Raw genomic sequence first — 21831 nt, forward strand, 5'->3', positions numbered from 1 at the left:
CCATTCCTCCTTTCCCTTTTTCATGACTGATCTAGTGGTGTTAGGTCAATTTCTCCTCAAGCATGTCAAAGATTTCATCCATTTCATCCATTTCAAGATCCGCAACAGAGAAATCACTTGGCGTAAATTCCCGCTCGTGAAGTGCTAAGCAATGGGTGATGATGGACCTAATTTTCTCCTTCAACAATGCGATGAACTGCTGTATCGTTTGTTCTTCGTATTCACTTGCACAATAGGAACATGACAGAATGAATTGGTTGTGTTGAACAAGCCCGCTAATGTTCAGCTTATAAACAGCTTCTGATTCAGGGCTTGCTTGTCGGCCCATATCATAGGTTGACGGCCCAAAGAGTTCTGTCGCGACTTCCTGATCAATCTGCCCCAAATAGTTCAAGCTGATTTCAGGGTGTACGTGTTTGGCCGACGGATCAGATGCTGTCATGTATTTTAAAATACCGTAGCCAATTCCTTTATTCGGGACACGCCGCAGCATCTCTTTCGTTCCTTTAATAGCATCTGCTATTGTCTGATTCGGCTTCGCTTCAAGAACGACTGGATACATGCTCGTAAACCAGCCAACCGTGCGGGATACATCTAACCCTGATAAAATATCCTCTCTTCCATGACCTTCGAGCTGCACGTGTACATGAGATTGCCCTGTCCATTCCTGAACGGCAAGCCCAAGAGCACACAGAAGAATATCATTCATTTCTGTTGTGTACGGAAGATGAATATCGGTCAACAAATGCTCGGTTTCTGCTTCTGTCAGCTGCATTTTAACCGCTCTCGTATCGGTGACTTTTCTTTCTTTCACTTCATGGTCAACAGGTAAAGTGGTAAATGGCATGCTCTCAATCTCTGCCCAATACTCCTTTTGACTTTTGAGCGGCTGTGACTGTGCGTATCGTTCAATCGCTTCTGCCCATTCTTTGAAGGAGTGGGTTTTTGGCGGCAGAACCAGCGCTTCTCCTTGTTCTGCCTGATGATAAAGAGTCATAAAGTCCTCTAGTAAAATCCGGCATGAAACACCGTCAATGACAAGATGGTGCGTGACCATGAGTAAGTGATCACCTTGTTCTGTATGGAAACAAATCACTTTCATCAATGGACCTTTTTCGAGATTCAGCTGACGCTGATACTCATTGGCATATGTGGAGATGGCCTTTTTCACGTCCTTCTCTTTTGAAACATCACAAGAAATAATCGACATCGGTTCTGTGAGCTCCCGCTGATTATATTGCAGGATGTCACCATGCTCTTGTCTGTACACCATGCGCAGTGCATCGTGATGTGAAAACAGTTTTTGCAGGACTTGTTCTGTGATCGCCAAGTCAAATCCTTTCGGCGCATGAAGCATCATCGAGAGATTCCAATGGTGTTGATTTTCGAACCTCCGTTCAAAGAACCAGCGCTGAATCGGTGTTAAAATGACTTCCCCTTCGACCGGTGATTGATCCGCTGTGAGAAGATCGGCTTCTTCGATATATGGGCGAAGCTCCGCAATGGTTGGATATTGGAAAAGCAGCTTCATATCGAGCTTCCATCCCTCTTGCGTGAGCCTGCTTGCCATTTGGATGCCTTTAATTGAATCTCCGCCAAGGAAGAAGAAGTGGTCGTGAATACCGACTTGGCTTACGCCAAGCACATCTTCCCAAATGCCGCAAAGCAGTGTTTCGACTTCGTCTCTTGGCGCTTCGTACGCCGTTTGATTCGCTTCCATATCAGGTACTGGCAGTGCTTTAAGATCGACTTTGCCATTTGCCGTCATGGGGAATTGCTCTAGCTTTATGATCCATGATGGCACCATGTATTCTGGTAATGTGCGTTTTAGGCTTTCTTTCAGGGCTGTCGTGTCTTCATCCGTCGTAACGTAAGCGATAAGGGCATCTTGATCGCTGGCATCTTGGACTGTTGTCACGACTGCCTCTTTTACAGAATCTATCGCAAGGAGCTGCGCTTCTATTTCCGACAGCTCAATACGGAAGCCTCGGATGTTGACCTGATGGTCTTTTCTGCCGAGATAGATCAGCTCGCCATCCTCTGTCCATTTCACCAAGTCGCCTGTGCGGTACATGCGCTCTCCTGGATGAAATGGATCTGGGACAAATCGTTTGTCCGTTTCCTCGGGGAGATTCCAGTAGCCTCTGGCCAGTCCTTTCCCCGCAATGACAAGCTCACCCGGTACGCCTGGCGGCGAGAGATCATATAACGAACCCATGATGTAAAAACGGCTATTGGCAATCGCTGTTCCGATAGGAAGCGTGCCTTGATGCGGATCAATGATCCCGCTGGTCGCCACGACCGTATATTCAGTCGGCCCGTAGTTATTCACTAGTTTGTATGAAACGGGCTTCACCTGTTTCAGCTTATCTCCGCCTGTCAGTAAGTAACGGAGAGACTGATTGTCCATCGACATAAACTGCTCACATAGCTGCGTTGGCAGGAACGCAATGGTAATGCCTTCGTCATTGAAATACGTATTGAGCTTGATCATATCGAGACGGATCGCTTCGTCGATGATATGCAGCTCTGCGCCGGCTATCCATGTCGGGAACATCTCCCAAATGGAGGCATCAAAGCCAAAGCCGGCATATTTTGCGGTTCGATCTTCCGTTGTCACCTGGAAGGCATCATTGTGCCAGAAAGCGAGATTCACTAGTGACTGATGCTCGACCATGACACCCTTCGGCTGTCCAGTCGTCCCAGATGTGTAAATCATATAGGCGAGATCCGTTGGTTTGATAGGAACCTGAATCGCGTGCGCTTCTCCTTCTACCGCCTCTTCTATTAAGAGGGTATGACCTGTGAAAGAAGGTGGTGCAGTGAGCCCTTTTTGAATAAGAAGCACCTCTGCCTCGCAGTCTTCCAGCATGTACGCAATGCGCTGCGCAGGGTAGTCGGCATCAATTGGCACAAATGCCGCACCTGCCTTGAGAACACCAAGGACAGCGGCTGTCATATCCAGCGACGGACGAGTGAGAATGCCGACGCGATCTCCCGGTTTTGTGCCGCTGGACATGAGTCTTGCGGCCACAGTATTCGCCCGTTTGTTCAGTTCTTCATATGTCCAGCTTGTGCCGCAGAAGGTAGCCGCCTTTTGATAAGGTGTGTTGCACGCCTGCGCTTCAATTAGTGCATGAACGGTTTGATCGGACGGGACGTCTAGGACTGGCCCTGACCATTCATTCAGTAGGTCTTGCTTTTCTTCTTTCGTTAAGATTGATAGTGTTGAGATTGGCTGATTCAGCTTCGCCATCAGTTCGTCTATGATTTGTTCAAAGTATCGACTCCAGCGCTGAATGGTACTCTTTTTAAACAGTGCCGCTGCATACTCAAAGCGAAGACCCACTTGATTTTGTTCCTCAAAGACACCGAGCGTTAAATCAAATTTTGCATGAACCGTTTCTTGCTGCTTTTGCGAAAGCTTTAGCCCATTTAAATTCGGTAACGTCAGGTCACGATCATCTGTTGTCAACATGACACTAAACAACGGATTACGGCTCGTGTCTTGCGGAAGATCTAACTGCGCAACCAATTCCTCAAACGGGAACGCTTGATGTTCATAGGCTGATAGGTTGTGATCTTTGATTTTTTCAAGCAGGTGCTCGGAGGTTTCTTCTAGCTGAACTTCATGCCGAAGAGCTAGTGTATTCACAAACATGCCTGGAATCCGTTCGAGTGACGCATGCGTACGTCCAGCCGTCACAGCACCTATGACGATGTCTGTCTGCCCAGTTAATTGATGAAGGAAAAGAGCAAAGGCCGTTTGCATGACCATGTTCAGGCTCACACCTTTTTCAGCCATAAGTGCTTTGATGTGCTGCGTCTTTTCAGCAGACAGCCATCTATCGACTCGGTCTCCTTCAAATGACTGAACACTAGGGCGCGGAAAATCAAGCGGAAGCACCAAATCCTCTGGCGGCTGTGCATATTGCTCCAGCCAATACTGCCTCTGTTTTTCAAGCAATGCTTGCTGCTTTTCTTCCTGTTGCCACACCGCATAATCCTTGTAGTGCAGCTGAACTGGCGGTAATGCCTTTTTCTCATATAGCTCGGCCAATTCTTGAATGAGCAGACCACGTGTGACACCATCTGCAATAATATGGTGCATATCCATCATGAACATATATCTCTCATCAGAAAGCTTTGCCACCTTCGCCCTCATCAATGGTGCATGGTGTAATGAGAATGGTGTGATGAATGCTTCTATGGCAGATTGTTCCTGACCGCTCTCTACTTCAACAACCTCTAACGTAAACGGCACACGTCGATATACTTTTTGAACTGGGACACCGTCAATTTCAACAAAGGCTGTCCGCAATGATTCATGTCTGTCAATTAATGCTTGAAGTGCTTCTTCTAGCTGCTTCAGGTCAAGGTTTCCTTCCATCATTAACACTGCTGGCATATGGTAGGTGACTGCTTCTGGATGTAGCTGCTGTAACACGTACATCCGCTTTTGTGCAGACGAGACAGGATAGAAGTCTTGCTTTTTCGCTGGCTGAATGGCTGTGACCGCCGCAGAATCAGCTTCTTCCAAATATGCCGCCATCGCCCGTATGGTTGGCTTTTCAAAAAGGACTTTGAGTGGCACATGTTTGTTCAGCTTAGCTTGCATCTTTGATATGAGCACCATGCCTTTGAGAGAGTGCCCCCCTAATTCAAAGAAATGGTCATGAACACCGATTTGCTCAATTCCAAGAACATCTGACCAAATATCACAAAGCGCCTGCTCAAGCGCCGTTTCTGGTGCTGCGTGTACTGTGCGGCTCATATGTGCCTCATGAGGAAGCGGCAGAGACTTCGCATCCACCTTGCCGTTTTGTGTAAGCGGAATATGATCCACTTTGACAAAATAGGTTGGAATCATATAATCAGGCAGTGTCTCTGAAAGCTTTTCTCTAAACACCAGTGTTCCAATAGGTTCAGGCGCTGTATAATATAACGCTAGCTCTGGTAAACGGGTCATGTGAATCACTTTGACATACACTTCTTGAATGAATGAAAGTGCCCGTGCGGCATGCTCAATTTCTTGTTTCTCAATTCGATAGCCGCGAATTTTCACTTGGTCATCTACTCTTCCAAGAAACTCAATGTCTCCATTTGCATGCTGTCTGACCAAATCCCCTGTTCGATACATCCGCTCTTGAGGGAAAAATGGATTTTCAAGAAAACGCTCTGCTGTTAATTCAGGCTGGTTCAAATATCCTCTCGACACGCCTTCGCCTGATATATAGAGCTCACCCGGTGCGCCATATGGGACAAGGCGATGCTCACGATTGCATACAAGCGCGCTTGTGTGAGCAATTGGCTTTCCGATTAAAGAACGCTCCTTCAAAGCATCCAGCTCATGCGGTGTGATCAGCTTGGTGACTGTACCAATGGTTGTTTCCGTCGGACCGTAATGGTTCATCACTGCCACGCAAGGATGGTGCTTCATAAATGTCTCAACATCCTTAGGAACAATGGGTTCTCCTCCAAGTACAACAAGGCGCAAAGCATCAAATGCATACTGCGGAGAGTCTGCCATCATATGAAATAAGGATGGTGTCATTTTGATATAAGTCAGCTCTTGTTCATCAATAAAACGCATGAGACACACAGGGTCTGTATACACGTCTTCACGAGGAACATAGAGTGCACCCCCTGCTTTTAAGACAGGGAAAATGCTTGTGTAACCAAGGTCGTATGCATAAGAAGACAGCAGTGCGGTTCGATCACATTCTTGCATTGTCACCTCATTGGTCAGCCAGTTGACGTAATGAGATAGATTACGATGCGTGAGCTGTACGCCCTTCGGCTTCCCTGTTGTACCCGACGTATAAATCACATAAGCCAGCTGATCAACCGATACTTCCGGCAGGTCTAGCGAATGGTTTTGACGCACTGCTTTTTCAACATGTACCACCTGAATTGATTTGTGATACTGATCGGAATCGAGCAGAGACTCATTTGTCACGATGACTTGTGCCCCTGAATCTTCTAATGTGTAGCGGATACGTTCCGCAGGAAAAGCCGGATCAATTGGCACAAATGCACCGCCTGCTTTCATCACACCGAGCATCGATACGATGACATAGACAGAGCGATCAAGGATGAGCGCCACAGTGCTTTCTTTCTCTACGCCTTGAGCCTTCAGTTCACCGCTCAGTGCATTCGACATGTCCTCAAGTTCACGGTAGGTGAGCTTCCTTTGATCATCCATGACCGCCATGGCATCAGGTGTTTCCTTTGCTTGACGAGAAAATTGCACATGGAATGGCTCATGCTGACTCGTTTGTCCATCGTCTCTTTTCTCCAAACGCTCCATTTGCTCTTGTTGATCCAATAGATTGAACAAGCCGATCTGTTCATCTGGATGTAAAACCGCCTCACGAATAATCGTCAGAAGATGTGTTCCAAAACGGCGGATGGTCTCCTCTTTAAATAACGCCGTTGCATAGTCAAGACTTAGCTTTAATTCTCCCTCGCGTTCAAATGCTTCTAGAGACAGATCAAATTTGACCGAGCGATGTTGAATAGCATAAGGCGAAATGTTCAGATCGCCGAGCTTTAAAGCCGGAATCTCCATGTTCTGCATATTAAACGAAACACTAAAGAGCGGGCTCCGGGTTGTATCGCGATCAAGCGGAAGACGCGCAATTAACTCTTCGAGCGGATAGCTTTGATGTGCAAAAGCAGCTACACTCGTTTCTTTTATTTCTTCAAGCAGCTGTAAAAACGACTTGGTTTGTTCAGGTTTCCCGCGCATCGCAATGGTATTGATGAACATCCCCGGCATATCCTGTATATCCGGATGTGTCCGCCCTGCAACAGGCGAACCAACGATGATATCTTCCTGCCCGCTATAGGAAGCGAGCAGCACTTGAAAGGCGGATAATAAGAACATGTACAAGGTCGTATCCGTTTTCTGAAGCAATTCATGAATGCGCTGAGTCGTCGCTTGATCACAGCCAAACATCACCCGTTCTCCTGAAAAATCACGTTCCGCTGGACGCGGGTAGTCTGTTGGTAAATCTAAAACCGGTATATCTCCTTCGAATTGCTTCAGCCAATACGCTTCATGCTCACGCTGTTTCTCCGTTTCTTCTGCACTTAACTGCCAAGCAGCATAGTCTTTATAATGAATCGGTCTTTCTGCAAGCGTTTCTCCATCATAAGCCTTTGCCAAATCTTGAATGAACGTCTTCATGGAGCTGCCATCTGTAATCAGATGATGTGCTTCCACAACTAGAAGATGACGGTCCTCACTGACTTTAAGCAGCTGTGCTCGCAGGAGAGGAGCGGCTGTCAAGTCAAATGGCGCCTGACGTTCAGAAAGAAACGCCTCTGCATCTTCTTCCTTTACAACATGGACGGGAAGATGAAATGCAGCTCGTTCATGCACCCTTTGAACAATGTGTTCCCCTTTCATATGAAAGCTCGTTCTTAAGATTTCATGCGTTTGAATCAATTCATCAAACGCTGAGCTGAGCCGCTGATGATCAAGTGTACCTTCAAGCGTTAAGACGATCGGAATATGATAGTTCGTGCTCTCAGGTTCAAGTGTTTGCAAAATGTATAAGCGGCGCTGAGCTGGTGACACCGGATAGTCCTCCGCCTGCGCTGCCGGCAAGATCGGATGTACCTGCTCTTGTTCACCATCCTGATCGATAGATGCCGCAAGTGAGCGAATCGTTGGTTTCTCAAAAATCTCTTGAATTGGAACTTCCTTTTGAAACACTTCTTGAATCTTCGCTGACATCATCATCGCTTTGAGTGAATGCCCGCCAGCCATGAAGAAATGCTCGTCTATTCCAACCGTTTTCCCTAGCAGCTCTTCCCAAATATAAGCAAGCGCCTTTTCCGTCTCGGTTTCAGGCGGAAGAATCTTGATGTCTTCACCATGCGCTTCGTCTGGCTTTGGTAATGCTTTTCGATCGACCTTTCCGTTTGAGGTAAGCGGGAAAGCCTCTAGCTTCATGACATGATGCGGCACCATATACGCAGGCAGCGCTCGATTGAATAGAGTCCGCACTTCTTCTTCTGTGATCGTGCCTGTATAGTATGCGGTTATTTCTTTTTCATCTGAAGAAGACTCATGGACGATTACAACCGCATCATCTATACCCATTTCTTGCTGAAGAACCGTTTCAATTTCACCAAGCTCAATACGGAAGCCGCGAATTTTCACTTGATCATCTGTCCGGCCTAGGAATTCGATCTGACCATCCGAGTTATACCTAGCCATATCTCCTGTTCGATACAAACGTCCTTCAGGCCTAAAAGGATCCGCGATAAATGCTTGCTTTGTTAAATCTGGGCGATGGAGATATCCCCTTGAGACACCATCACCGCCAACATACAGCTCTCCTGGCGCGCCAATTGGTTGAAGCCTTTGATTGTCATCTAAAATGTAAGCGGACGAATGATTGATCGGCTGACCAATTGGGATTGTGCCCGTTTCATCCCCTCTCACCTCGTAAATGGTCGAGATGGTGGTGTTTTCTGTTGGACCATATGCATTCAGTAACACAAGTGATGGATGGCTCTTCTTCACAAGCTCTGCACTCTTCACATTGATCACATCACCACCTGTGATCAATGTGGACAACCCTTTAAACATCTGCGGCCGCTGCTGAGCGAGCTGATTAAATAATCCAGTCGTTAAAAAGAGCACCGAGATCTGATTCGTTTGGATAAATTGTTCAAATCGATTGATGTCTAATAACGTGTCACGTTCAACAGGATAAAGCGTCGCCCCATTTAACAATGTCGTGAAAATTTCAAAGGTAATCGCATCAAAGCTGACTGCACCTGTATGCGCCATACGATCCGACACGTTCAAACTCAATTTTTCCTGAGAACATGCTAATCTCACAATATGCTGATGCTCAATTTGAACACCTTTTGGCCGTCCAGTTGATCCTGACGTATACATGATGTATGCCAACTGCGCAGGAGACGTCTGGACTGACAATGGCACGTGTGAACGCTTAGACAGCTCTGACACATTGACAGCTTGGATGCCTTCATGAGCTGGCGGCTGACTGTCAGCATAGAGCAAAATCGATACACCGCTGTCTTCAAGCATAAATCGGATTCTCTCCTCAGGCTGGGATGGATCAATTGGTACGTAAGCAGCACCTGCATGAAGAACTGCTAATATGGACAGCACTGCATCTGCTGATCGGTTCATATACACAGCAACGGCATCCTCGGACTTTACTCCGTTTTCAGCCACCAAGCTGCCAGCTATGCGATGAATTTCTTGGCCAAGCTCCTTATAGGTAAATGACCGATCTCCTTCGACTAATGCAAGATGATCTGGCTGCGTTTGGATGCGCTCTTTGAGAAGCTCAGGAATGGACAGGTGCTTCGGATAATCTCGACCTGTCTTGTTCCAAGCTTCAATCTGCTGTTTTTCTTCATCTGTGATACATGTCACTTCATGAAGGCGAATTTCCGGGTTGTGGATGATCTGCTTCATGAGATGGGTCAGGTGTTTCGATATATGTTCAATGACCTTTTCTTCAAAAGCCTTCGCATTGTATTTGATTTTCAATGTCCATGTTTCACCTGGATATACAAGTACATTTAGATCGAAATTCGTTTGCTCAAATCCGTCTTTTACATCAATCGAAAAACCTAGACGCGCAGACATGGTGTCACCAGATAGCTCTTGATCTAAAGGATAGTTCTCAAACCCCACCAAGTGATCGAAGAGCTGTCCTCCAGCGGCTGTCTGCTGCTGAATGTCATAAAGTGGCATAAAATCATAGTTTTCCGCTTCCAGCGCATGCTTTTGAACCTTTTGAAACAGCTGTTTGAAGGTGTACGCCTGATCTATTGTCACCCTGACTGGTATCGTATTAATAAACAGCCCTGCCATACGTTCTATACCGGACACACTTGGCGGTCTTCCTGATACGACTGTTCCGAAAGTGACATCATCTGCCGCATGGTATGTGCCTAAAAGAACTGCCCAGACAGCCTGAAACATATTTGGCGGTGTCACTTGGCAATTTCTTGCGACCTCTTGAATGGTATTGACCATTTCAGCATCCCATGTGAACGTCCATTCCTGATGGTCGTATTGTCCGCCCGTCTCTTTCTGATGCAGCAGTCCTTGATGCTGAACAGCACCAGCTAGACGCTCCTTCCAATAGCCTTCCGCTTCTTGTTTATTTTGCTTTCCAAGCCACTGGATATAGTCTGCATAAGGTTTACCTTGTGAGCGATCCGGCGTTTTGCCGTTTCGATAAGATTCATAGTAATGAAACAACTTTTTCATCAAAACACCCATGGACCAACCATCCATGATGATGTGATGGTTGCTCCAAATGAGATGCCAGTTTGTTTCATTTAGCTGGAAAACAGCGACTTTCAATAACAGATCATTCGTTAAGTGGAAGCCTTGTTTTCTCACTTGCTTTTTATATTGTTCTAGTACCTTTTGCTGTTCCTGATGATTCATGTGAGATAGATTCTCTCTATGCACCTCTAAATGACGTTCTGCCAATACAACCTGACGAGGCTTTTGTAATTGCTGATATACAAAGGCTGTACGGAGAATGTCATATGTGCGTATGAGCTCATTGAGACTTTTTTCAAAAAGATCGAGATCGAATTCTCCTCTTATTCCAAGCTCTAGCTGTGTGAAATAAGAGGAGGAATTAGGATCTAGCATGGCATGATACAGCATGCCCTCTTGCATTGGCGTTAAAGGATATACCTTTTGAATCTTCTGTTTGCTCATAGTTCACCTCTTCGTTTGCTTAAAATATATCCATCAGCTTTTCAAGTTCATCCATGGTAAGATCGTCATCCCCTACATCACTAGGTGTGATCTGAGTCTCATCCTGTGATACACAATGTGAGATTAAGGCCTTCACGTTCTTTTCTAGAAGTTCCTTGAATTGCTCCATCGTACGCTCTTCGAATTCAAGTTGATTGTATGAAATCGTCATATGGAGCATGCCTTGTTCTACGAATCCAACAATATCTAACGCATGAGGCTTCTCTGATTCAGGGCTCAGCGATTGTCCTGCATGCCACGCGGATCGATTCAGCTCACCGCCGCCGATCTGTTCATCAAACTGACCGAGATAGTTGAAGCTGATTTCTGGTGTGACATCAAATGCAATATCACTTTTCATCTTGTCAGGCGTTAAGTATTTTAAAATGCCATAACCGATTCCCTTGTTTGGGATGTGCCTGAGTTCCTCTTTTAAATATTTGATTTGATAAGGAAGATCGTCTGTATGCGACATATCTAGTAACACAGGATACATGCTCGTAAACCAGCCGATTGTCCGTGACACATTAACCGCTGGAAGGATTTCCTCTCTTCCGTGTCCTTCAAGGTGAATCAAGTGTCTGTCTTCACCTGTCCACTCTTTCATGGACCATCCTAATGCTGTCAGCAAAATATCATTTATGTCCGTATGATAAGCCTCATGTACATCCGTCAGCAGGCTTTCTGTTTCCTCTTCAGACAAAGTAAAGCGGATTGTCTTCGTATGCAGCATTCTTTGATCCTCCGTGACATGATCCTTCTGAAGCGGCGTGATTGAATGCGCAAGTACCTTTTTCCAATAGGCCCTTTCCGCTAGCAGATCGTCTGAAACAGCGTATTCTGTCAGCTTTTGGGCATATTCTTGGAATGAATGTGTTTTTTCAGGAAGTGTTAGGGCTTCCCCGCGTTTCGACTGTTCATAAAGAGCCATGAAGTCTTCAAGGAAAATACGCCATGACACACCATCAATGACAAGGTGATGTACCGCTAGCAATAAGTGATCTCCCTGATCCGTTCGGAAAATAGCAGGTTTTATTAATGGTCCCTCTGTTAAAGAAATACTCGCCTGCACTTCATTTGCCAGCTTTTCCACCTGCACAATTTGCTGTGATAGCTCCCCTTTCACTTCTATCACGTCAACTGCTACATTGTTTTCCTCTACTCCTCGATGACGCTGGATGATGCGTCCTTCTTCTATTGGATAAACCATTCGCAAGGCATCATGATGGATCATCAGCTGCTCGAGCACCTGCTTAACAATTGCCTCATCCAAGCCATTTGGCGAATGGAGCATAACGGACTGGTTCCAATGATGCTGGCTACTAAAGTTGCGTTCAAAGAACCAGCGCTGAATCGGTGTTAAAATGACTTCCCCTTCGACCGGTGATTGATCCGCTGTGAGAAGGTCGGCTTCTTCGATATATGGGCGAAGCTCCGCAATGGTTGGATATTGGAAAAGCAGCTTCATATCGAGCTTCCATCCCTCTTGCGTGAGCCTGCTTGCCATTTGGATGCCTTTAATTGAATCTCCGCCAAGGAAGAAGAAGTGGTCGTGAATACCGACTTGGCTTACGCCAAGCACATCTTCCCAAATGCCGCAAAGCAGTGTTTCGACTTCGTCTCTTGGCGCTTCATATGCCGTTTGATTCGCTTCTATATCAGGTGCTGGCAGTGCTTTAAGATCGACTTTGCCATTTGCCGTCATGGGGAATTGGTCTAGCTTTATGATCCATGATGGCACCATGTATTCTGGTAATGTGCGTTTTAGGCTTTCTTTCAGGGCTGTCGTTTCTTCATCCGTCATAACGTAAGCGATAAGGGCATCTTGATCGCTGGCATCTTGGACTGTTGTCACGACTGCCTCTTTTACAGAATCTATCGCAAGGAGCTGCGCTTCTATTTCCGACAGCTCAATACGGAAGCCTCGGATGTTGACCTGATGGTCTTTTCTACCGAGATAGATCAGCTCGCCATCCTCTGTCCATTTCACCAAGTCGCCTGTGCGGTACATGCGCTCTCCTGGATGAAATGGATCTGGGACAAATCGTTTGTCCGTTTCCTCGGGGAGATTCCAGTAGCCTCTGGCCAGTCCTTTCCCCGCAATGACAAGCTCACCCGGTACGCCTGGCGGCGAGAGATCATATAACGAACCCATGATGTAAAAACGGCTATTGGCAATCGCTGTTCCGATAGGAAGCGTGCCTTGATGCGGATCAATGATCCCGCTGGTCGCCACGACCGTATATTCAGTCGGCCCGTAGTTATTCACTAGTTTGTATGAAACGGGCTTCACCTGTTTCAGCTTATCTCCGCCTGTCAGTAAGTAACGGAGAGACTGATTGTCCATCGACATAAACTGCTCACATAGCTGCGTTGGCAGGAACGCAATGGTAATGCCTTCGTCATTGAAATACGTATTGAGCTTGATCATATCGAGACGGATCGCTTCGTCGATGATATGCAGCTCTGCGCCGGCTATCCATGTCGGGAACATCTCCCAAATGGAGGCATCAAAGCCAAAGCCGGCATATTTTGCGGTTCGATCTTCCGTTGTCACCTGGAAGGCATCATTGTGCCAGAAAGCGAGATTCACTAGTGACTGATGCTCGACCATGACACCCTTCGGCTGTCCAGTCGTCCCAGATGTGTAAATCATATAGGCGAGATCCGTTGGTTTGATAGGAACCTGAATCGCGTGCGCTTCTCCTTCTACCGCCTCTTCTATTAAGAGGGTATGACCTGTGAAAGAAGGTGGTGCAGTGAGCCCTTTTTGAATAAGAAGCACCTCTGCCTCGCAGTCTTCCAGCATGTACGCAATGCGCTGCGCAGGGTAGTCGGCATCAATTGGCACAAATGCCGCACCTGCCTTGAGAACACCAAGGACAGCGGCTGTCATATCCAGCGACGGACGAGTGAGAATGCCGACGCGATCTCCCGGTTTTGTGCCGCTGGACATGAGTCTTGCGGCCACAGTATTCGCCCGTTTGTTCAGTTCTTCATATGTCCAGCTTGTGCCGCAGAAGGTAGCCGCCTTTTGATAAGGTGTGTTGTCCGCCTGTGCTTCAATTAGTGCATGAACGGTTTGATCGGACGGGACGTCTAGGACTGGCCCTGACCATTCGCCCAGCAGTTTTTGCTGCTGCTGTGGTGACAATAATTGCATCTGATCTAATGATTGATCTGGTGCTGACACCATTTGTTCAATCAAATAAAGGAAATATTCCTTCCACTTCTCAATTGACGGCTGTTGAAAGATAGCAGAGTTAAAATCAAACACAAGCTCAATCTGATCAGCAGATTCATTTCCAGTTAGGGTCAAGTCAAATTTGGCGATGTTCTCTTTGAATGGTTGTGGAACAATGTGAATTCCATCCATCGACAAATCACGGATATCTGCATTTTCCATCGAGAACACCACATCAAAGATTGGATGGCGGCTTGTGTCGCGCACCGTTTGTACTTGATCCACCAATTCTTCAAACGGGTACAGTTGATGTTCGTTTGCCTCTAATACAAGCTGATGAACTTTTGACGCAAATTCAGCAAATGTCTGCTGTCCCGCAGGCTTTGTTCTGAGTGCCAGCGTATTGACAAACATGCCGATCACAGATTGAATATCAGGATGAGTTCTGCCCACAACCGGAGAACCGATGATGATATCTTCCTGTCTCGAAAGCTTGCTTAAAAGTGTACTGTAGCAAGCAAGCAGCACTGTATACGTCGTACTGTTGAGCGATCTGACCAGCTCATCCAATTTCTCTTTAAGCGGGCCGTCGATCGAGAATGCGACGCGATCTCCTTCGAATGTCTGCACTTTTGGTCTTGGCAGGTCTTCAGGCAGTGCCAATACAGGCAGTTCTCCGTGTAATTGCTTCAGCCAGAACGCCTCATCAATTTCTTTTTGCGCAAGGGATTCCTCACTTTTTGACCAAACAGCATAATCCTTATATTGAACAGGTAATTCCTCTAGTTCGTCTCCTCGATACAAGCTCGAAAGTTCCTCAATTAAAATTCCGACAGACGCACCATCTGAAATAATGTGGTGCATATCAATCAGTAAATAACGGACATTGACGGAGACAGACACAAGCCCCACTCTGAGTAGAGGCGCTTTTTCTAAATCAAATGGACGGATAAAGTCATTCATTAGCTGCTGAATGTCTCGGCCATTCCCTTCGATTTTTTCAATGTCTACAGAGACATTTGGTTCAATCCGCTGAACAGGTGCACCCTGAACGAAATCAAAGCTCGTACGGAACGCTTCATGACGATGAACAAGCTGTTCAACGGCTTGTTCAAATCGTTTTTCATCAAATACGCCTTCAAGCTTTAAAGCGGCAGGCATATGATAGCTTTCAGCATCTGTCATTTTTTGCAGAACGAACAGTCTTTTCTGAGCAGATGTCACTGGATAAAAAGCCGCCTTTTCCGCTTTCTCCACTCGCTTGATTTCGGTTTGATCTGTTTGATCAACCGCAAGAGCAAACGCTTCTAATGTTGGTGATTCAAATAAAGTTTTCAGGGTGCATTCCACATTCATCTCTTCATACAGTCTGTTCAGCATTTTCATGCCGCGCAGCGAATGACCCCCGCATTCAAAGAAATGATCGTGTCTTCCGATTCTCGGCACTTCAAGAACTTCTTCCCAAATGTGTGCCAATATACGCTCTGTATCTGATTGAGGAGGGACGAATTCATTTGCTGTCTGCTCACTCAAATCAGGCACCGGTAAAGCCCGTCTATCTACCTTGCCGTTGCCTGTCAGCGGAAGCTCGTCTAATTGCATGAAGAAGGCTGGCACCATATAAACAGGCAGTTCACGTCCTGCTTGCTCACGTAAATCCGCTAGCGGAACAGCTCCGTCTGCTGTGAAATACGCACACAATGTATCATTTGACGCTGCAATCACAACAGCTTCCTTCACCTGTGGATGTTGCAGCAGCTGGTGCTCGATTTCTCCCAGTTCAATCCGCTGTCCTCGAATCTTCACTTGTTGATCCATTCGTCCAATGAATTCAATATCTCCATTTGACAGCCAGCGTGCTAAATCACCCGTTTTATACATGACCTCGCCAGATCGGAAAGGATTTGCTACAAACTTTTCGCTTGTTAGTTCTGGCCGGCGATAATACCCTTTTACCAGTCCATCACCAGCAACACAGAGCTCTCCTGCAACACCTGGCGGCTGCACATGTCCACATTCATCTACAATGTAAACAGCCGTTTGACTCACTGGCTTTCCAATGGGAATAGATAACGCCCGTTCATCTATTTGATTGACAGGATAATACGTTGTAAAAATCGTGCTTTCAGACGGCCCATACATATGAACAAGTTTGTTTTCCCCTACCGTTTCAAGCGCTGACGCAACATGAGGTACTGACGCGCGCTCTCCGCCAAACAGTACTTTTCTCACGTTCTTCAGGCTGTCCTTTTTCATATCAATCAGTAAGTGGAAAAGAGCCGTTGTGATCATTAAAATGCTGACTTCTTCCTTCTCAATCGCTCCAGAAAGCTCATTCATGTTTAAGATATTGTCCTTTGGCAGAACAATGAGTTTCGCTCCGTTCAATAAAGCCCCAAACACATCAAACATAAAGGCATCAAATACATAGTTTGAGATGCTCATCACCGTATCTTCGTGATGAATGGTGAGATAATTCGATTGCTTCACCGTCCTCAAAATGTTCCGGTGTGTCACCATGTTCCCTTTAGGCTTGCCTGTAGTACCAGATGTATAGGTCAAATTCGCCAAATCCTCAGGTGACACACCTATACCCGTATTGCTGTCTGACTGCTGATCAACAGCCTGATCTTCTGTTTCTATGATGGTCCCTTCAAAATCAGCCAGCACAGAACGATGACGCAGCACCTGATGCGTGAGCACAAACTGTGCACCGCTGTCTGTCAAAAAGTGCTTTACACGCTCATCAGGGAAGTCCGGATCAATTGGTACATAAACACCGCCAGCCTTTAGTACAGCTAGAACTGACATCACCATCTCATTGGACCGTTCAAAGAATAAAGCCGCTTTCATCCCTTTTTCAAAACCATGTTCTCGTAAATAATGAGCCAGCTGGTTGACTCTGTGATTCAGTTCTTGATAAGAAAGAACCACGTCTTTAAATTGCAGTGCAGGCTTATGCCCCTGTTGCTGCACCTGTGCTTCAAACTGCGTCACAATGGTTTCTTCCGCAGGATAAGGCGTAGGCAACGGGTTCCACATATTCAATTGATCCTCCGCCTCTTGTTCAGACAGTAAGCGGTACGACCGAATAGCTTCCTCCGGCATTTCAACTATCTGCTCCAGAAGATACACATAATGCTTGAGCATCTGCTCTGCTGTACTGCGTTTAAATAAAGCAGTACTGTAATCGAGAACGAAGGATACACCTTGACCTGACTCCATCGCTTGCAGTGTTAAATCAAATTTCGCAATATGGAAATTGGTTTCCTCGATTTCGACTTTCATCTCTCCAATATGCTGTGCTTTCGAATGATCCGGCGTCAGGGCAAAGACGGTATCAAACAATGGATGGCGGCTAAAATCTCTTTGCACATTCAGCTTTTCAAGCAGCCGCTCGAATGGGTATTGCTGATGTTCAAACGCCCGCATCGTCTTTTCCTTTACATGCTCAATCAACTGCGTCATTGTGCTGTTCGGATCAACCTCTGACCGCAAAGCCAGCGTCTGGACAAACATGCCGATCATATCATTCAGATCTGCATGCACACGTCCTGCTGTCGGTGTCCCGACAACGAATTCCTTTTGGCCTGTGTATTTCGCAAGCAGTGTATAGTAAGCAGAAAGCAGAACCGTATACAGCGTGGTGTGATGATTGACTGCAAGCTCTTGTAATCGGGCTTTTAACGTACCATCTATTTCTTTCATGACACGATCCCCTGTGAAAGACTGGACAGCTGGGCGCTGATAATCGGTGAGCAGCTGTAAAGCAGGAATTTCTCCCGAAAATTCTTGCAGCCAGAATGCTTCGTCCTTTTGGTCACCTTGATCTGCCTGATGCTCTTGCCAAACGGCATAATCCTGATATTGAAGCTTCAATGGCGCTTTCACCGCTCCCTCGTAAGCATCTGACAACTCACGCAATATCAAATCAATCGAAAGACCATCTGAAATCAGGTGATGCATATCAAAAAAGAGAAGGTGCTCCTGATCATGTAAAGACTGAAGCCCAATCCGCAAAAGCGGCGCGCGCTCGAGGTCAAAAGGTCTGACAAATTGCTTCATGTTCTCTTCCATCGTGCTGCCTGTCAGCTGTTCCATTTGAAATGGGACTGATGAAGCGACCCGCTGACGAGGAACTCCTTTGATTGTATGAAAAGAAGTCCGCAGCATATCATGACGTGCGATCATTTTTTCAAAGGCGGCATCCAGCTTCTCTCGTTGCAGCGTTCCTCTTAACCTCACAACGGCAGGCATATGATATGCGGTACTCTGCTCCAATTGACTCACCATATAGACACGCTGCTGTGGTGGTGACAATGGATAATCGGCGGCAAGCGGCGCTTTCGGTATCACCACTTGAGAAGATCTTTCCGCTTGTTCAATATAGACAGCAAGTGCGGCAATCGTCTGCTGTTCAAATAAAACGGACAGCGGCACCTCCACCTGAAAAGCTCGCTGAACATGCGTGAGAACTGTCATTGCTTTGAGCGAATGTCCGCCTCGATCAAAGAATGAGTCATACACACCAATGTTCTCTTGATCAAGAATTTCTTCCCACAAACGAACAAGCTTCGTTTCTATATCGTTTCTAGGCGCTACATAAACAGCACTAACAGCCTTGTCTCCTTTTAATGCGGCTAGCGCACGCCGATCGACTTTACCGCTGACTGTGAGTGGAAATGCATCGAGCTGTTTGAAATAAAGCGGCATCATGTAAGCTGGCAGCTGATGTTGAATAGCGGCTCGCAGCGTGTCCACTGAGAGGGCCTCTTGACGGGATTGATAATAAGCACTTAAAGCCTTCTCACCATCCGTTTCATCGACCACAAGTACGACAGCCTTATCGACGCCGTCTACCTGCTCCATCACAGCTTCAATTTCGCCCGTTTCTATACGGTAGCCCCTTATTTTCACTTGGTCATCCATTCTTCCAAGATAATCAATCGTGCCATCTGGAAGCCATCTGACTAAATCACCTGTGCGATACATCCGTTCATGAGGAGCAAACGGGTCTGCTCTGAATACCTTCTCCGTCAATTCAGGCTGATTCACATAGCCGCGTCCAACACCGATCCCCGCAATGCATAGCTCTCCGGCCGCCCCGCGCACCTGCAATTGCTCATATTCATTTAAAATATACATCCGGTGATGACCTAGCGGCTTGCCAATCGAAACATAGCGCTGTTCAGACGATTCCTGCAGCTCACTTCGATCTATACGATGAACCGCCGCATCCACACACGTCTCTGTCGGACCATACACATTCCATAGAGCAAAATTCGGCTGGCTGATGCGAACAGCTTCAATCAAAGACAGCGCCGCTTTCGCAGGCAATGCTTCTCCCCCAATCAGCATGTGAGTGAGTGCAAGCCCATCCAAATCGGCTGCAAGTAAAAGCTGTACATGCGCTGGCGTTCCATCTGCCGCTTCAATTTGATGTTCTCTGTAATACGCAGCCAGCTGTACACCATTTCTTGTCGTTTCCCTTGGCACGATATGAAGCGTATGTCCAAATAAAAGTGCAGCAAAGATTTGTTTTACAGATGCATCGAAATGGAATGGTGCAAGAAGCGCCATTTGCAGCTGACTTGCTCCCTGATACACTTCGTGATGCAGTGCATGAACCAAATGATGCAGCTGAAGATGCTCAATCATGACACCCTTCGGCTTTCCCGTTGTACCCGATGTATAAATCATATAAGCCAAATCCTTTGATTCCGTCTGATTGAAAAGGTCTGGCAGCGAGCAATCATCTAATAACACATGCTGCTGGACGATCATTTTCTCCTTGAAGGATGGGTACTGCTGAGCTAACGACTCCTCTGTTAAAACAATAGAAGCACCCGAATCCTCCACAATGAAGTGAATACGTTCCTCAGGTAATGCCGGATCGATTGGTACATATGCTCCGCCAGCCTTTAATATGCCAAAAATAGCTACCATCGCATCCGCCGTCCGGTTCATTAAAACTGCAACGGGTACATCACGAGAAACACCTTTCATTTGTAAAAACCGTGCCAGCTTGTCAGCCTGTTGATACAGCTCTCCATAAGTGAGCGTTCCATTTTCCGCTACCACGGCTGCCTGATCTGCATGCTTTTTTGCTGTCTCATCAAATAAGTGGTGAACCGGCTTCGCTACTGGTAATTCAAATGAATCTCCCACAGACTCAGATAATTGAAGCAATTCGCTTTGTTCATCTGCTGACAATAGAGGCAATGTCCCGATGAGCTGCTCAGGCTGAGAAACCGCCGCTTCTAGCAAGATCGTGAATCGATCAAACATCTGACTCATCTCATCTTCACTAAATAAATCGGTACGGTAATCAAAATCAATAGTCAATGTATCTGTATCCCAGCGGTCTTTCACATGAATCGAAATGTCATTCATGCCGCTTCCACTAAAAATAGGCTCAGTAATGAAGGACAGATTCTCTTTTTTCTGCCATTGCATGACCTGATATTCTAAAGAAATATCAAAAAGACGTCCTGTAAACCCTTCTCTTTCCCGCAAATCATTCATGAGCAGATTGTAAGGATATTTTTGATGACGCAATATCTTCATCTGATCCGCCATGACCCGCTTCACGAAATCAAGAAAGGATTGTGACCCATTCACAGATGCCCGCATCGGGATGGTGGAAACAAACATACCAATCATCTTTTTTTCTTTTGCATTCGTTCGGTTGCCCATAAAGGTTCCAAGGACAACATCCTCCATGCCGCTAAATCGGTGTAAATAAATATAAACAGTGGACATAAATATAGAAAGCATACTGACTTTCTGTTCTTCACAAAAAGCACGAAGCTTCTCCTTCAAAGAAGCTGGAATATCCCCCGAGAACCGCTCCGCATGTAAGCTCATCTCGTATCCCTTATGCGGTGTTAAAGAAGCGAATTCTGGGATATCGGCAAATTGCTCGTTCCAAAAACTTCGGTCTTTCTGAAAACGTTTAGAAGATTCATAGGTTTGCTCACTCATAATATGATCAACAAAAGAAATATCCTCAACTGGAGAGATGTCTACCCCCTGCAGCATGTCATGATATAAATCGATGATGCGGTTTCCCATCAGAATAATTGAAATACCATCAGCCACAATATGATGTGCCTTACAGAACAGCCAGCACTCTTGCTCACTGATTTGAAAGACCGTAAATTCAATCAACGAACTGTCAATCAACGCCATTGGCTCACGGATTTGCTCGTTCGCCCATGTCCTTACTTCCTCTTCACTCCATCCTTTCACCAGGCGTATCGGCTGTTTTTCATATGGCTTGATATATTGAACAGGCTCCTCCTGCTCGTTTTGATACACCAGCCTTAAACGAAGAGAGTCAGTTTGACGAATGTACTCTTGAAGCACATCAACAACCAAAGAAGGATTTAGACCTGATACCGACCTTAATCTGGCAAACCCACCCAAATTAGAAATACTTGTACCTGGATAAAATCTTTCTGTATAGAATACTCGCTTTTGTGCATGTGTTAAGGGGTAATAAACTGTACTCATTCTCATCCTCCGCTCTTCTATGTTTTCTACACCAATACGATCCCCTTTACCCTCTATATCAAAAGAACCAAGTCTATTTCATTAAAATAGACGAAATGACAGAAAAGGAGCCCACCCCGAATAAAACGGAGGGACTCCCATTTTGATTCGGTAGCCTGCCGACCATAGCAAAAAAAGAAACATTTACCTTAGGACATGGCTTTGCGTCTCTATGTTTCCATAGATTTGCCTTTTTCTTCTTTTCTTTTAGATATTTTCTATTTACGTACACTTTATATGAAAATATTGTTTTTTTCACCGAAAAATGGGTGTAAAGATTCATGCGTTATGCCGAAGGAATCACATCATAATTTAC

Annotated in this window: 2 protein-coding genes and 1 riboswitch; both genes read right to left on the reverse strand. The window is 46.0% G+C overall.

From position 1 onward, the window contains the following. Positions 1-40 precede the first annotated feature (40 nt). On the reverse strand, positions 41-10738 hold the full coding sequence (locus GPA07_RS17600) for a non-ribosomal peptide synthetase (RefSeq protein ID WP_157293073.1): 10698 nt from the start codon (positions 10736-10738) through the stop codon (positions 41-43). Positions 10739-10757: 19 nt separating this feature from the next. After that, a complete protein-coding gene (locus GPA07_RS17605; protein WP_198303829.1) occupies positions 10758-21476 on the reverse strand; it encodes a non-ribosomal peptide synthetase in 10719 nt (3572 codons plus the stop codon). Positions 21477-21622: 146 nt separating this feature from the next. Continuing rightward, a riboswitch (cyclic di-GMP riboswitch) is annotated at positions 21623-21716 on the reverse strand. Positions 21717-21831: the final 115 nt, after the last annotated feature.

Origin of the sequence: Bacillus sp. ms-22 (genome assembly GCF_009759805.1) — a bacterium.
GTDB classification, from domain to species: Bacteria; Bacillota; Bacilli; order Bacillales; family Bacillaceae; genus Bacillus; species Bacillus xiamenensis.

What these genes read in the sequence shown, in the direction of transcription:
- GPA07_RS17605 (WP_198303829.1), bottom strand. Translation starts at nt 21,476, where the DNA reads ATGAGTACAGTTTATTACCCCTTAACACATGCACAAAAGCGAGTATTC.
- GPA07_RS17600 (WP_157293073.1), bottom strand. Translation starts at nt 10,738, where the DNA reads ATGAGCAAACAGAAGATTCAAAAGGTATATCCTTTAACGCCAATGCAA.